This window comes from Eubacterium sp. AB3007, assembly GCF_000688015.1.
GTDB lineage: Bacteria > Bacillota > Clostridia > Peptostreptococcales > Anaerovoracaceae > Aminicella.
In genome coordinates this window covers 766795-781219 of sequence record NZ_JIAD01000001.1, presented here as the reverse complement: position 1 = coordinate 781219, position 14425 = coordinate 766795, and the positions used below count along the sequence as shown (strand labels likewise).

Annotated in this window: 14 protein-coding genes and 1 tRNA gene; 12 read left to right on the top strand and 3 right to left on the bottom strand. The window is 52.2% G+C overall.

What is annotated here, in order from left to right; genetic code table 11:
• Positions 1 to 97 precede the first annotated feature (97 nt).
• The 3 genes from P156_RS0103935 (at position 98) to P156_RS11460 (ending at position 3765) form a co-directional block, all read left to right on the top strand.
• Positions 98 to 1480, top strand: coding sequence for a D-alanyl-D-alanine carboxypeptidase family protein (locus P156_RS0103935; RefSeq protein WP_081818439.1), 1383 nt, complete (start codon positions 98 to 100; stop codon positions 1478 to 1480).
• 12 nt (positions 1481 to 1492) lie between these two features.
• Positions 1493 to 3337: an excinuclease ABC subunit UvrC gene (uvrC, locus tag P156_RS0103930; RefSeq protein WP_027869017.1), complete on the top strand. Its 1845-nt coding sequence runs from the start codon at positions 1493 to 1495 to the stop codon at positions 3335 to 3337.
• 92 nt (positions 3338 to 3429) lie between these two features.
• A complete protein-coding gene (locus P156_RS11460; RefSeq protein ID WP_081818438.1) occupies positions 3430 to 3765 on the top strand; it encodes a DUF1292 domain-containing protein in 336 nt (111 codons plus the stop codon).
• A 100-nt stretch (positions 3766 to 3865) separates the two neighbouring features.
• Here the strand turns inward: P156_RS11460 and P156_RS13305 are convergent, their stop codons facing one another.
• Entirely contained in the window at positions 3866 to 4027 is a 162-nt protein-coding gene (locus P156_RS13305) for a hypothetical protein (protein ID WP_185752136.1), read from the bottom strand.
• A 142-nt stretch (positions 4028 to 4169) separates the two neighbouring features.
• Here P156_RS13305 and P156_RS0103915 point away from each other — a divergent pair.
• The 5 genes from P156_RS0103915 to P156_RS0103895 all read left to right on the top strand — a co-directional run bounded on the left by P156_RS0103915 (position 4170) and on the right by P156_RS0103895 (position 7710).
• Positions 4170 to 4256, top strand: a tRNA-Leu gene (locus P156_RS0103915).
• Between the two features lie 130 nt (positions 4257 to 4386).
• Positions 4387 to 5199, top strand: a complete 813-nt coding sequence (locus P156_RS0103910; protein WP_027869016.1) for a tetratricopeptide repeat protein — start codon at positions 4387 to 4389, stop codon at positions 5197 to 5199.
• A gap of 37 nt (positions 5200 to 5236) precedes the next feature.
• On the top strand, positions 5237 to 6172 hold the full coding sequence (locus P156_RS0103905) for a DUF4037 domain-containing protein (RefSeq protein WP_027869015.1): 936 nt from the start codon (positions 5237 to 5239) through the stop codon (positions 6170 to 6172).
• Positions 6173 to 6189: 17 nt separating this feature from the next.
• Positions 6190 to 6810, top strand: a complete 621-nt coding sequence (locus tag P156_RS0103900; RefSeq protein WP_051600603.1) for a DUF4125 family protein — start codon at positions 6190 to 6192, stop codon at positions 6808 to 6810.
• 69 nt (positions 6811 to 6879) lie between these two features.
• A complete protein-coding gene (locus P156_RS0103895) occupies positions 6880 to 7710 on the top strand; it encodes a MerR family transcriptional regulator (protein WP_027869013.1) in 831 nt (276 codons plus the stop codon).
• A gap of 64 nt (positions 7711 to 7774) precedes the next feature.
• Here P156_RS0103895 and P156_RS0103890 read toward each other — a convergent pair whose 3' ends face one another.
• Entirely contained in the window at positions 7775 to 8041 is a 267-nt protein-coding gene (locus P156_RS0103890) for a hypothetical protein (RefSeq protein ID WP_369770395.1), read from the bottom strand.
• A 2-nt stretch (positions 8042 to 8043) separates the two neighbouring features.
• Positions 8044 to 9138 carry a hypothetical protein gene (locus P156_RS0103885; RefSeq protein ID WP_027869011.1) on the bottom strand — a complete coding sequence of 365 codons (1095 nt, stop codon included), beginning with the start codon at positions 9136 to 9138 and terminating at the stop codon, positions 8044 to 8046.
• Positions 9139 to 9662: 524 nt separating this feature from the next.
• On the opposite strand from P156_RS0103885, the gene P156_RS0103880 reads away from it, so the two are divergent.
• Genes P156_RS0103880 through cutC form a run of 4 tightly spaced genes read left to right on the top strand, consistent with a single transcriptional unit; the run spans position 9663 to position 14415 of the window.
• Complete coding sequence (locus P156_RS0103880) at positions 9663 to 9965, top strand: BMC domain-containing protein (protein WP_034802196.1); 303 nt, start codon at positions 9663 to 9665, stop codon at positions 9963 to 9965.
• A 23-nt stretch (positions 9966 to 9988) separates the two neighbouring features.
• A complete protein-coding gene (locus tag P156_RS0103875) occupies positions 9989 to 10297 on the top strand; it encodes a BMC domain-containing protein (RefSeq protein WP_034802195.1) in 309 nt (102 codons plus the stop codon).
• A 26-nt stretch (positions 10298 to 10323) separates the two neighbouring features.
• A complete protein-coding gene (locus tag P156_RS11455) occupies positions 10324 to 11820 on the top strand; it encodes an aldehyde dehydrogenase family protein (protein ID WP_051600601.1) in 1497 nt (498 codons plus the stop codon).
• Positions 11821 to 11871: 51 nt separating this feature from the next.
• A complete protein-coding gene (gene cutC / locus P156_RS0103865) occupies positions 11872 to 14415 on the top strand; it encodes a choline trimethylamine-lyase (RefSeq protein ID WP_027869008.1) in 2544 nt (847 codons plus the stop codon).
• Positions 14416 to 14425 lie beyond the last annotated feature (10 nt).

Genomic DNA, 14425 nt, shown 5'->3' with positions numbered 1-14425 from the left:
CAGACCTTACAGGGGCACAGAGGTGCCCCTGTTTTCTTTTTTCGACGCTGTTGAAATCTCACGATGGATATACTATAATAATATGTTAGATAGTTGAATGGAAAGGAGCGGGCAGCCATTGTATTCTGCACGTATTGAAAGGTTAATCACGATCCTGGTCATCGTGGCTTTGTGCATCGTCATCACGCCAGCACAGTATGTGTCTGGCATCGAGATCCCGGATGCGGCCAGAGCCGGGAAGGAGGCAGGGCCCCAGTTGTTTGCGCGGTCCGCCATCGTCTACTGCGAGAACACGGGAGAGGTGGTGTATTCCAAGGAATCCCGGATCAAGCATCCTCCCTACAGCCTGGCCAAACTGGTCACCGCCATGGTGGTGATTCAAACCACGCCCCTGGACAAGGAAGTGAAAGTCTCGGAGAACGCTGCGTCTCAGACCGGGAAACTTATAGGCCTCAAGAAAGGGGAGAAGATCACGGTGGAGCAACTCCTCTACGGAATGCTTATGGGAGGCGGCAACGATGCGTCTTACGCATTGTCGGAATGTGTCTCCGGCAAGAAGTCCGGTAAGTTCGTCAAGAAGATGAACAAGATGGCAAAGAACCTGGGGTGCGAGCACACCCATTTCAGCGATCCCGCCGGATACAAGTCGGAGGAGACCTATACGACTGCCCGGGATTTTCTGCGAATCCTGAGGGTGGCTCTGACCGATGAGACAATCGAGAAGATCACAGGCACAAAGCAATACGAGATCCCCCGTACCAACAAGAACGGGAGCCGGACACTGACCTCTACTGTTCCGCTTCTGAATGACCCGAAGGCTTACGTCTATGCGGGTATGGATGGATTACACGATCAGGAGCACGCCAGCACGGCTGTGGGGACCCGGAAGGATGGGCTGCGCCTGTTCATCGTCCTTTTGGCAGACAAGGAGCTGCAGAGAGAGGCCGACATCCGTACTCTGGAGGAGTACGCAGAGAAGAATGTACAGGGTATACAGGTCGTTCGTAAGGGCAAGGCGATGGGAAAGGTGAGGATCCGCCACGGAGCCAAGACCAGCCTGTCAGCGTATACGGCCAGAGATGGCTATGCCTATTTGCCGGCAGAGGGATCAGAAGAGCTGATCCGCCACAACCTTAAAATGAAAGAAGTCACCGCTCCGGTGAAAGAAGGAGACGTGCTTGGGTATTACGAGATCTGCATCGGAGATAAGGTCAGCAACCGCGTACCCCTTGTTGCGAAGGAGGCCGTGAAGGTGGGTTGGTTCCCCTCCTATATTGGGATCTCCAACAAGACCACCATCGTCATAATGGTGATCCTGGGTGTTTTGCTGCTGCTTGTTCTCTGGATATTGGTCATGCGTGCCCGGCTGAAGCGCCAGCGCGCCCGCAAGCGGAGAGAGATGATCCGAGAGAAAGCCAGACTGGAGTATCTGGAGGAGGAAGACCACCGGAAAAGAGACTGGAACTTCGGTCGGAAATAGAAAGTGAAAACAATGTTCGATATCAAAGAAAACCTCAAAAAACTCCCGGATTCCCCGGGAGTTTATATGCATAAGGACAGACTGGGACAGGTCATCTATGTGGGGAAGGCGATTTCTCTGCGGAATCGGGTGCGCCAATACTTTCAGACGTCCTATCAGACCAACCCCAAGATCCGGGCGCTGGTGGGGAGCATTGCGGAGTTTGAGTACATCACATGCTCCAGTGAGATGGAAGCCCTGATTCTGGAATGCAATCTCATCAAGAAGTATATGCCTAAGTACAACGTGCTACTGCGGGATGACAAGACCTACCCCTACATTGTGGTCACCACTTCGGAGGAGTACCCCAGGGTTGTGAAGACCAGGCTGCTGAAAAAGGATGGGAACCGGTACTTCGGTCCTTACAGTGATGCAGGGGCGGTGAATGAGATCGTGGATCTGTTCGGGAGCATCTATGCGCTGAAACGCTGCCGGAAGACGAGTTTCCCGGAAGGGTTTCGGCCCTGTCTTCATTATTTTATCGGCGAGTGCCAGGGGATGTGCATTGGAGAGGTGGACAAAGCCCGCTACCGAGAGACCATCGAGGAGATTCTGCAGTACCTGTCCGGCAAGGCAAGGCCGCTCCTGGACAGGCTGAAGGACAGGATGCAGAAGGCGTCGGAGGCCATGGCCTACGAGGAGGCCGCCAAGTGGAGGGATGCCATCAAGGCACTGGAGGCTTTGTCGGAGACGCAGCGTGTGACCATGATCGGGAAGAAGGACATGGACATCGTGCTGCCCTTGCGGACGACCAGCGGGGACCAGATGGTACTCTTCCCGGTGAGGGATGGCAAGTTGAGCGGGCGGGAGACGTTTCCCATCCAGGCGGAGGAGAGCGATCAGACCGAGGATCTGGTGGCGGCCTTCATCAAGCAGTATTACAGCCAGTGGGCCACCGTGCCCCGGGAGATCCTGGTGGACAGGGATCTCCCGGAGCAGGAGCTTTTGGAGGAGTTTCTCAGCAAGGAGGGACACCGGGTTCACATTCACATGCCGCAGAAAGGCGACAAGAAGGCGCTGCTTGACCTGACCAGACAGGATGTGGCGGAGATGACCAAGTCTCTTGCGGAAAGGGCAGAGACCCGTCGGGAACGCCAGCAGGCGGTGCTCAGGGAAATGAACGGACTGTTGTCTATGGTGGGATGCCCCCGTGCTCCCGGACAGGAGAATAGCCCGGTGCGGGTGGAATCCTACGATATCTCCAATACCAACGGAGTGGATTCCGTGGGCGCCATGGTGGTGTTCAGCGGACTGAACAAGGTAAAGAAAGACTACCGGCGATTCCGGATCCGGACCATCGAGGGCGCAGACGATTACGGCAGCCTTCAGGAGGTGCTGTACCGTCGGTACAAACATGCGCTAGCCGGGGATCCGGGCTTTTCTACGTTGCCGGATATCATTATGATGGACGGGGGCCTGGGCCAGGTCCACGCCGCAAAAAAGATTCTGGATGCCATGCGCCTTCCGATTCCCGTGGTGGGGATGGCCAAGGACGATGCTCATCGCACCAGGGCCATCGTGTTTGATGATGGACGGGAGTTGCCTTTGGCGGATCACCAGGTGCTGTTCAGCTATGCGGGGACGATCCAGGAGGAAGTCCATCGATACGCCATTGACTACCACCACAAGTTGCACGGGAAGAATGCCATCCACTCCGTGCTGGATGAGATCCCGGGCGTGGGGCCCAAGCGGCGGAACGAACTCCTGTATCACTTCAAGTCTGTAGAAGGTGTGAAAGCAGCTACGATGGAGGAACTCATGGAGCTTCCCTCGGTCACCAGGCAGGTCGCGGAAAACATCCGGGAGTATTTTAAGTAACCATTGATTATTCCAAAAAGTAATGGTATAGTAGGAGTGTGTCAAAAGGGACGGTTCTTTTTGACACATTATAAAAACAGGAGGAGAACATAATGGCTGATAATAAGTATGAGGAAGTGGAGGTCGTGACTCTGGAGTTTGATGACGATACGACCATGGAGTGCGAGATTCTTGGAATCTTCGACTACAATAACGAGGACTATATCGCATTGATCCCGCATGACGACTCCGACGATGTCTATATCTACGGGTACGAGGAGTATGAGGACGGAAGTTACGAGATCTTGGATATCGTAAACGAGGAATTGTTCGAGAAGGTGGCAAAGGAATTCGATAAGATCATGGCAGAACAGGAAGACTCGGATCAATCGAATCAAAATGTTAACAATAATGTAACTGTTAATGTTAATGTTAATGTGGGTAAATAATATCATAAAAATGAACGACACACCGTAACAACAGTGTGCCGTTCATTTTTTGTATCGTGATGTTTATGTGTCAAAGAGAAACGTCCCCTTTGACACATTTTTATTTCAGGGCACGGCGTAGGAAAGCGATCCCGAGGAAGGGGAACAGGATGGATCCGCAGAGTTTGTAGGTGGCGAATCCGGACTTAAAAAAACTGCTGATCACGACCGCGGTGCAGATGAACAGGAAGATCGCGATCCAGAATTCTTTCTTATATCTCATTTGTCGTACTCCTTTTTTCTGAAATCGAAATATAGTATACCACAGCATTATGCTTTGTGCAAAAAAAACTTATGTTTTCTTGAAATTTCTGCTTGCATTCTTCGGAGAAATGTGTATAATAGTATATGTTGCTGAAAGGCAAGCGGTCTTGGCGGAATTGGCAGACGCGCACGGTTCAGGTCCGTGTGGATTAACATCCATGGGGGTTCGACTCCCTTAGACCGCACCATATAGACGGGTTCTTCGGAATCCGTCTTTTGTTGTTTTTCCGGAAAAGCCATTTTCAAGTTATGGGATTCGTGGTATAATAATTCAGAATACATGTTATTCTGATACTTTATGTAAAACGGAGTGGAAATATGGAAAAGATCATGTCAGTAGATGACTTTTATTATGGGCTGGACAAAATGTTTGCACAGCATGATAATGAGAAAACAGAGAAGTACATGCTGGATGCACTGGAGCAGGCCAAGGGCGATGTGAACATGTCGCTGATCATTGCTATCAGCAACGAACTGGGGGGGTTCTACAGGGCTAAGGGCGATGTGGAGAAGGCTAAGCTCCTCAACGACAGTGTGTTGGCGGCACTGAAGGAGATCGGACAGGAAAACAGCATGAACTACGCGGTTGCGTTGATCAATGCGGGTAATGCCCACAACTCTGCCAGAGAGTATGACAAGGCGCTTCCTATGTACAAGCAGGCAGAGGCCTTGCTGGAGGCTCTGGGACAGGGTCGAGACTATCAGATGGCAGCTCTCTGCAACAACATGAGTGCTGCGTATAGAGAGAGGGAGGATTTTGAGGAAGCGGAGAAGATGGCACGCAAGTCCATCATCATCATTTCTTCCATTCAGGGTAAGCGTCTTGAGCTTGCTACCAGCCTGATCAATCTGGGCGAGGTGCAGACCAGACTAAAGAAATTCGACGAAGCGGAGGAGACGCTGAAGACAGCGGTAGCGATCTATGAGGTCGAGGCTGGCGGTGTGGACATCCATTACGCGGCGGCCATGGCTGCGCTGGGAGCACTGTATTACTACCGCAGAGACTTCGATGCTTCCATCGAGGCATATCAGAAGACACTGAAGTTGATCGAGCGTGATTTCGGTCATACCCCATACTACGAAATGATCCAGAAGAACCTGAAGCAGGTCGAGGAGGAGAGACCTAACTGACACCATTTGCCATGGCAACCTGCGGTGAGGAGGATTTATGAAAGGAATGGAATTAGCCAGAGGCTACTACGAGGAATGTGCCCGTGACCAGATCGCTGCCACGTTCCCTCAGTATGCCGGGCGCATCGCTGTCGGACTGGTGGGTGAAGGCTCAGAGTGCTACGGGTACGATGACAGTTACTCTCAAGACCATGATTTTGGCCCGGGGTTTTGTCTGTGGCTGGACGCGGACACCGCCAAGGCCATCGGCCGCGACCTTCAGAGGCTGTATGATCAGCTCCCGAAGGAGTTCCGGGGATACACTCGCAACGAGACCCCGGAAGGAAAGGGACGTGTGGGCGTGTTCCGCATCGATTACTTCTATCAGAGATACACCAACTGCCCAGGAGCACCGGAGGACAACCTAGCGTGGATGAACGTGCCCGAGAGGTTCCTGTCCATCGCCACCAACGGGCAGGTGTTCAGTGACCCGCAGGGGGCGTTTACAGCCATCAGAAATAAGTTGTTGGGGTTTTACCCCCAGGACGTGCTCCGGAAGAAACTAGCGGCCCGCGCGGCTGTCATGGGACAGGCTGGGCAGTATAATTACCCTCGTTGCATTCAGAGAGGGGACAGGGGAGCCGCCTTCCTTGCTCTCCACGATTTTGTAGAAGCGGGGTTGTCGGCTTTGTACCTGCTGAACCGGAAATACATGCCCTTCTACAAGTGGGCGTTTCGTGGGACAGAACAGCTCGCTACGCTTGGAGCATCAGTCGAGTCCCTGAAGAAGATCGTCGATCCATCTGTCCAGGCCTCCCCTCAGGAGGTGCAGCAACACATCGAGTCGATTTGTGTGGAGGTGGCGGGGGAGCTTAACCGACAGGGCTTTTCCAGCGTGAGTGACACCTTCCTGTCGTCCCACTGCGGGCAGATCATGGCGGGGATCACAGACCCGAGGCTCAGAGGCCTTCATGTAATGGCAGACTGTGACTAGAATGGCGGGAGGAAACTATGAGCATTGTCAGGAATAATACGCCGAAAGATACACTGATCAACGCGATCGTCGACTTGGAATGGAATATGTTCCAGGAGACGCAGAACATCGGTGGTAGAGCTGGATGTCAGGATGACCGTGAGACGTTCTATATCATGCGTTACAGTCAGTTTTCTGTGCTGAACGAGGATACGCTCCAGAGTTACAGAAACGACCTGGAGAGCGCGCGTCAGAGTGGCCGGAATCTGATCACCGAGAAATACGGTTATATGATGGAGTTCACGTCTCCGGAATATTATAAGGAGAAGCTGGAGGGAGTACTGCCGGCTTTGTCTGCGGGGAAGGCGGAGCTGATCGCGCAGATTGTCTCGCTTCAGCTCGCCTACCACAAAGCCTTCGCTGAGAAATACCCCCGCATGGCAGGCGCGGGGCGACCGGAGCAGGACTCCTACGATACCTCTGTACGGACATACAGCATCGGTGAACTGAAGACCTACTCCGAGAAGACATTACAGTTGTTTCTACGAGACGTATGGGGAAACCAGCACATGATCCTGGATATCCAGGAGACCATGGCCGGATTCTACGGATACAACAGCCTGCAGGCCGCGGAGGATGCGCTGGCACGCCGGGGATAGGGCACAGTTTGACATTCATAGATGAGAGGGGGACCATTCTCAGAATGGTCCTTTCTGTAGGAGGACATCGTGAAGGAAAGGAAAAAAGATTACTATTCGATCGGCGACGTGAGCAAAATCTGTAATGTGTCCCGGAAAGCGATGCGGTTTTATGACGAAATCGGGCTGATCAAGCCAGATAAGGTGGGGTCGAACAACTACCGCTACTATTCCAGGGAGGCGCTCCTAAACCTGACTATCCTGAAGTACTACAAGCAGATGGGTTTCAAACTGGAGGAGATGCGTGCGCTGATGGATACGGAGGAGTACCAGGTGATTGAACACGGGTTCCTGGAGAAGATCGGAGAGCTTCGTGAGGAGGCGACGGCGATCCAAGACAAACTGACGTCTGTCAGCGACTGGTACGATCTTCTGCTGGAGGCGCAGACCGTCATCCTAAACAATGCCACCGAGGTTTCGATCAAGTACATCGAGCCGGAGGAGTATGGGTGTATGGAACAGGCGTATAACGCAGATTCCAAAGAGGCCTGCATCAACCTGGATTGGACGGAGCATCTGGACGAGATCAACTGCGAGATCGCTGGCGCGGTGATGATCGTATTCCCTTCATACAAGGAGCGTATGCAGGACACCTGCGAGACCATGCGGATCATGCAGAAGATGATTCGACCGGGCCGAAAGAGTCAGACAATAAGGATGGGGGGGGGAATGTTCCTCTCCTGCTACCACATCGGGCCACACACCACACTGAATCGCACCTATGAGAAGATGATCGACTGGGCGGCGGAGCACAACTATAAGCTGGGTGAAGAGGCCTGGGAAAGATATGTGACGGATTACTGGACCACCAAGAATGAGGAGATGTTCGTGACGGAGATCCGGCTGCAGGTATTCAGATAAGAAAACTAACAAGCAACGAAAAAGCTGCCCATGGTGGGCAGCTTTTGTTTACAATCGTTTGGCTTTAGATGTAGCTGTTGATGACATCGATCATGTCCTGATCAGACTGATAGTACACGACCAGATTGCCGTTATCGTCCATCTCCAGTCTGCTCTCGCCAACAAGGCCATTGGAGCAGGCGGTCTGCAGAGCTTCTTCCATGCCCTTATCCTTGAATGCTTTGAAATTACCGTAGTCCTTTCTGAGTGCATCCTGTACATCGGCACGGCTATATTCCTTGCCGTCAGTGAAGAGCTTCAGAATTGCCATGTTCAGTGGTAACATTGCCATGATTACGCCTCCCTTGTAGCCTTATCCTGAGAAATAGCGAGAATAACGATTCCGATTACCATGACGACAGCGCCAACCCAGCCCTGCCAAGGAATCGCATAACCGTCCCATCCGAAGATCAGTCCGAGTACGATGTAGCACCAGAACGGTCCCCAGAAAGCATACGCGCCGTTACAGCCCATACCCAGAGCAGCACCGCACATGGAAGCTCCCTTGTACCAGAACTTGAAGGAGAAGGATGCGAACATGCCTGCGATGAAGAACATCCAGATGGAGGAGCCATCGGTCAGGCAGGAGAACAGGGTGGAATAGCCACGGCCTGCACCGTTGCCTCCCAGAGCATACATGATCGGAATCAGGATGATGCCGTTGGAAAGTCCGGAGGTCACCTGGCGGATGATGATGGCTACCTCGTAGTCGGCGATGCAGCATGCATAGCCACCTACCGCACCTTCGATACCCCAGCCCAGGGCAGCCAACAAACCTGCGATCATGCCAAGTACTGTCTCGCCATCGAAGTTCAGTCCACCAGTCATGGAGGTGGAGCCGATCAGTACGGCTGCGCAGAAGCAGATGACGATACCGAGGATCATGCCACCGGAGAGTTTCTGCTTGTAGAGGAATCTTCCGATGATAGCACCGATGGCTGCGTTCAGAGCTGCCAGAGGAACCATGATGGAACCTGCAGTCTGCAGTCCCAGTGCGTAGCAGGTGGATGCGAAGGGGCCGCCGATGAGGGCTGCCACGATCAGGATCTTACCTGGCTTGGTCTGTAGCGTGCGCTTGAAGTCACCCAGTCTGCCGATGAATCCACCGTAGATCAGAGACCAGATGGCGGAGCAGATATCGTTGGTGCCTGCGCCCAGCGCTGACAGTCCGTAAGTAATTGTGAATGCTGTCAGTCCAGCGCCCAGTCCGGAACCGCCGTAAAGCCCTTCCCATACACCAGAGGACATGCCGCCCGTCATGAAGGACGTATATCCACCGTAGAGGAATCCTGAGAAGATAGCGATCATGATGCCCTTCTTACGATAGGCCTTGTCACGCGCTTCTTTTGCAGCGATCACGTTTGCGGGTGCGTTTGCTAAGTTGTTCATAAATCTTTCACCTCACATAAACCTTAAGTAGTATTGAAAATAGCTAACGAGGACGCGCAAAACACGCCTTCCTCATATATTTCATTTATTTTACCCTAAGGAAGTGTTGCAGGTCAATATCTTTTTTTTATATGCGATTAAAAAATTGTAAATTTATGAAATATTATGTTGAGAAATCGTTGGAATTCCAATGGATAGATCGTGTCTGCGAGAGGGTATATAAATATTTTATTAGTTATTTTGAAATTTCGTCCAAGTATTCCCCTAAGGGGAAGGTTTGGGGATCGTGAAAGGGTTTTTCAGGAGCACAAAGCTTTGTGCAAAAGAGAGGCGGGAGCACGTTGGAGCACCTTGTAAATTAGAAAATCGGCAATTTTCTGAATTTTCTATGACTCGGTTATAACAATTTTCAGATTTGAATAATATTTTGTTGACATTCCCCTTAGGGAAAACTATAAAATATATATATCTATAAATAGATTAACTATGCACTGAATTAGACTTTGCAGAAAGGAGCGGTTACTATGAGCAGATACTATGGTCAAGAGGCTATCGGGCTTATCGAGACGATTGGTATGGTCCCTGCGCTGGATGCCTGTGACAAGATGTTGAAGGCAGCTGACGTTGAGCTGATCTCGTACGAGAACATTGGATCTACGCTGGTAACGATCATCGTCAAGGGTGATGTTGCTGCCTGTAAGGCTTCTGTTGCAGCTGGCGCAAAAGCGGCGGCTGCCATCGGAACTCTAACAGCGCAGAATGTCATGCCTCGTCCGATTCCGGACATCGGCGACATCGTTTCCTGCCATGACGTTGATTGTTATTAATTGATCAGGAAGGATTGAGAATTATGGGAAATTCAAGACAGGCATTAGGACTAATTGAAACCTTTGGATTGGTTTTTATGCTGGAAGCAGCGGATGCCATGGTGAAGGCTGCTGAGGTCGAGGTGGTTGGCTACGAGAACACCGCATCTGGATATATTTCCATTCTTACCAGAGGGGACGTGGCTGCCTGTAAGTCCGCCGTTGAGGCTGGCATCAAAGCCGTCGAGGCGATCGGAGCAGAGGTTTACAGCTCCTGTGTCATCGCGACACCGCATCCGGACATCCAGAAGATTATCGAGAGATACACGTTAGACAAGTTATTACCGTATTAATAGAATAACTGGAGGGAGTGAAGGGAATGAATTTCATAGATAATGATTTACTCTCCGTCCAGGAAGCACGTATTCTGGCAGAAGACGCACATGAGGTACAGGCTGAGCTGGCCTCCTTCTCTCAGGAGAAGCTGGATACCATTGTTGAGGCTATGGTGGACGCGGTCTATCCGCACATCGATGGGCTGGCGGTGATGTCCAGTGACGAGACCGGGTATGGATACTGGAAAGACAAGTATGCCAAGAACAGATTCGTATGCGACTACCTGAGGAAGAACCTGCGCGGTATGCGTTGTGTAGGTGTGATCGGTGAAGATCAGAAGAGGGGACTGATGGATGTGGGCGTGCCCGTTGGGGTGATTGCCGCTCTGGTGCCCGCGACAAGTCCGGTCTCTACCACTATTTATAACGCGATGATCGCCATCAAGGCCGGTAATCCGATCGTCTTTTCTCCGCATCCTGCGGCGAGAGCGACCATCGGAAAGGCGCTGGATATCATGATCGACGCAGCCGTCGAGGCGGGTCTGCCGGAGGGAGCGCTCGCTTACCTCAACACAGTTGCGGAAAGCGGCACGGTAGAACTGATGAATCACAGGGATGTGTCCCTGATCATGATCACCGGAGTTCCCGGCATGCTGGACAAGGCCTATGAGGCCAGGAAACCTCTGATCTACGGAGGGGCTGGTAACGGTCCGGCATTCATCGAGCGCACGGCAGATATACCCCAGGCAGTCAGAGACATCGTCAGCAGCAAGACCTTCGACAACGGTCTCTTGCCGGCGGCGGAACAGTCCATCGTCGTGGATGGACCTATCGCTGACCAGGTCAGAGCGGAGTTTCGCGCCAATCATGCTTACTTCATGACAAGCGAGGAATCCAAGGCACTTGCGAAGAACATCTTCAATCCTGATGGCTCTGTGAATACAGCCTTGGTGGGAGTCACAGCGGGAACGTTGGCCAGGCGGGCCGGGTTCACCATCCCGGAAGGGACGGTGCTCCTCGTCTCGGAGGAGAAGTTCGCCTCCCAGGAGAATCCATACACCAGAGACAAGCTTGCACCGGTGGTGGCATTCTTTGTGGAAGACGATTGGAAGAACGCCTGTGAGAAGTGCATCGAGCTCCTGATCACAGAGAACCATGGACACACCATGGTCATCCATTCGATGGATGGAGACGTTATTCGTCAGTTTGCATTGCGGAAGCCGGTTGCGAGAGTGTTAGTCAACACCTCGGCAACATTTGGCAGCATGGGAGCATCTACCAACCTGTTCCCGGCCATGACCCTTGGTAGCGGAGCATCCGGCCACGGGATCACAACGGACAACGTATCGCCAATGAATCTGATCTATGTACGCAAAGTCGGGTTCGGAGTGCGTGACATAGATACGCTGGACCGTGAGATCTTTGGAAGGCCTCAGCTCGGTGACAAGCCGGCTATGGAAATGCAGGATCGCCAGACGGCCAAGCAGTTAGAAACATTGCAGGCTATCCTCAGCAGTGCCCTGGAAGGGGAAAACAACTGAGGAACCAAAATTTATTCGGGCGCGAGCCCGAAGGGAAAGAGAGGTAACCCATTGGACATTCGTGATTTTTCAAACAAATTAGCGGAAGCTACCAAGGACATGTCTCCAGAAGAGCGTAACGCGCTGAAGTCAATGTTCGAAAACGTTACAAAGGAAATGGAAGCCAAGGGATCTGCACCTGCTCCTGTTGCAAGCGCAGCACCTGGCACCGACGTACCTGATGGTCCCACACCCAGGATCAAGGCTCTGAAGGACAACTACAGAAAACAGGTACCGTCTATCTCCATGCACCGTGCCAAGATCTTCACAGAAGTCACCAGGGCAAATCCGGGCATGCCAAAGCAGGAGCTGAGAGCGATGGCATTCCGTAAATGCTGCGAGACAGCACCACTGATCATCCAGGATCACGAGCTGATCGTTGGTAATCCGACAGGCGGCCCGCGTGTGGGATCTTTCTCACCTGACCTGGCATGGAAATGGCTGAGAGATGAGCTGGATACCATCGGCGAGAGACCGCAGGATCCGTTCTACATCTCTGAAGAAGATAAGAAATACTGCCGAGAGGTTCTGTTCCCCTTCTGGGAAGGCAAATCTGTCGAGGAGTTCTGCGAGGACCAGTACAAGGAATGCGGCGGCTGGGAACTGTCCGGCGAATCCTACGTATCTGATTGCTCCTATCACGCCATGAGTGGAGGTGGAGACTCCAACCCGGGCTATGACGTCATCCTCATGAAGAAAGGCATGAAGGACATTCAGGATGAGGCAAAGGCACATCTGGCAGAGTTGGATTATGCCAATCCGGATGATCTGGACAAAATCTACTTCTACAAGGGCGTCATCGAGACTACAGAAGGCGTTATGTGCTATTCCCAGAGACTGTCTGACTACGCTGCACAGAAAGCAGCTGCAGAAACAGATCCTGTCAGAAAGGCAGAGCTGATGCAGATCTCCGCAAATTGCGCAAGAGTTCCAAAATATAAGCCGGAGACCTTCTGGGAGGCAATTCAGTCAGTTTGGACAATTGAGGCCCTGCTGCCGGTAGAGGAGAACCAGACCGGTATGTCCATCGGCCGTGTGGACCAGTACATGTATCCATTCTACAAGGCTGACATCGAGTCTGGAAGAATGAACAACTATCAGGCATTTGAACTAGCAAGCTGCATGCTCATCAAGATGTCTGAGATGATGTGGGTCACCAGTGAGGGACAGTCCAAGTTCTTCGCAGGTTATCAGCCCTTCGTCAATATGTGCGTAGGCGGTTTGACAAGAGACGGCAGAGATGCCACGAATGACCTGACCTACCTGCTGATGGACGCTGTCAGACACACCAAGATCTATCAGCCGTCCCTGGCTTGCCGTATCAACAACAAGTCTCCTCAGAAGTATATGGAGAAGATCGTAGATGTAGTCAGAGCCGGAATGGGATTCCCCGCTTGCCACTTCGACGATACACACATCAAGATGATGCTGGCTAAGGGTATCTCCATCGAGGATGCCAGAGACTACTGCCTGATGGGATGTGTAGAGCCGCAGAAGGCAGGAAGACTGTACCAGTGGACATCCACATCCTACACCCAGTGGCCGATCTGCATTGAGCTGGTGCTGAACCACGGTGTTCCTCTCTGGTATGGCAAGCAGGTCACACCGGATCTGGGTCCTTTGGATCAGTACAAGACCTACGAAGAGTTCGACAACGCGGTCAAGGCTACTATCAAGTATGTCACCAAGTGGACTGCTGTCATGACCGTCATCTCCCAGAGAGTGCATAGAGATCTGGCACCTAAGCCGCTGATGTCCATCATGTTCGAAGGCTGCATGGAGAAGGGCAAGGGCGTTGAAGCCGGCGGAGCAATGTACAACTTTGGTCCTGGCGTCGTATGGTCCGGACTGGCTACCTATGCTGACTCCATGGCGGCTATCAAGAAACTGGTATTTGACGATAAGAAATACACACTGGAACAGCTGAATGAGGGTCTGAAAGCTGACTTCGTAGGTTACGAGCAGATGAGAGCTGACTGCCTGGCTGCTCCGAAGTACGGCAACGATGACGACTATGCGGATTACATCTGCGCAGACCTCATCAACTTCACCGAGATGGAGCACAGAAAATACAAGACACTGTACTCGATCATGTCCCACGGCACTCTGTCCATCTCCAACAACACTCCGTTTGGTCAGTTGACAGGCGCATCTGCTAACGGACGTAAGGCATGGACACCGCTGTCCGACGGTATCTCCCCGACACAGGGTGCAGACTACAAGGGACCGACCGCTATCATCAAGTCCGTATCCAAGATGTCCAACGACAACATGAACATCGGCCTGGTACACAACTTCAAGTTGATGCCTGGTATCCTGGATACACCGGAAGGCGAGCAGGGTCTGATCACGCTGCTGAGAACTGCCTGCATGTTTGGTAACGGTGAGATGCAGTTCAACTACGTCAACAACGAGGATATGCTGGCTGCTCAGAAGGATCCTGACAGCTATCGTGACCTGGTGGTACGTGTTGCTGGATACAGTGCATTCTTCACTGAACTGTGCAAGGATGTACAGGATGAGATCATCAGCAGAACCATGCTGACCAAGTTCTAAACAAGGAAAT

Coding starts and splice junctions, on each gene's coding strand:
- P156_RS0103935 (WP_081818439.1), top strand. CDS start 98: ATGGAAAGGAGCGGGCAGCCATTGTATTCTGCACGTATTGAAAGGTTA.
- uvrC (WP_027869017.1), top strand. CDS start 1,493: ATGTTCGATATCAAAGAAAACCTCAAAAAACTCCCGGATTCCCCGGGA.
- P156_RS11460 (WP_081818438.1), top strand. CDS start 3,430: ATGGCTGATAATAAGTATGAGGAAGTGGAGGTCGTGACTCTGGAGTTT.
- P156_RS13305 (WP_185752136.1), bottom strand. CDS start 4,027: ATGAGATATAAGAAAGAATTCTGGATCGCGATCTTCCTGTTCATCTGC.
- P156_RS0103910 (WP_027869016.1), top strand. CDS start 4,387: ATGGAAAAGATCATGTCAGTAGATGACTTTTATTATGGGCTGGACAAA.
- P156_RS0103905 (WP_027869015.1), top strand. CDS start 5,237: ATGAAAGGAATGGAATTAGCCAGAGGCTACTACGAGGAATGTGCCCGT.
- P156_RS0103900 (WP_051600603.1), top strand. CDS start 6,190: ATGAGCATTGTCAGGAATAATACGCCGAAAGATACACTGATCAACGCG.
- P156_RS0103890 (WP_369770395.1), bottom strand. CDS start 8,041: ATGGCAATGTTACCACTGAACATGGCAATTCTGAAGCTCTTCACTGAC.
- P156_RS0103885 (WP_027869011.1), bottom strand. CDS start 9,138: ATGAACAACTTAGCAAACGCACCCGCAAACGTGATCGCTGCAAAAGAA.
- P156_RS0103880 (WP_034802196.1), top strand. CDS start 9,663: ATGAGCAGATACTATGGTCAAGAGGCTATCGGGCTTATCGAGACGATT.
- P156_RS0103875 (WP_034802195.1), top strand. CDS start 9,989: ATGGGAAATTCAAGACAGGCATTAGGACTAATTGAAACCTTTGGATTG.
- P156_RS11455 (WP_051600601.1), top strand. CDS start 10,324: ATGAATTTCATAGATAATGATTTACTCTCCGTCCAGGAAGCACGTATT.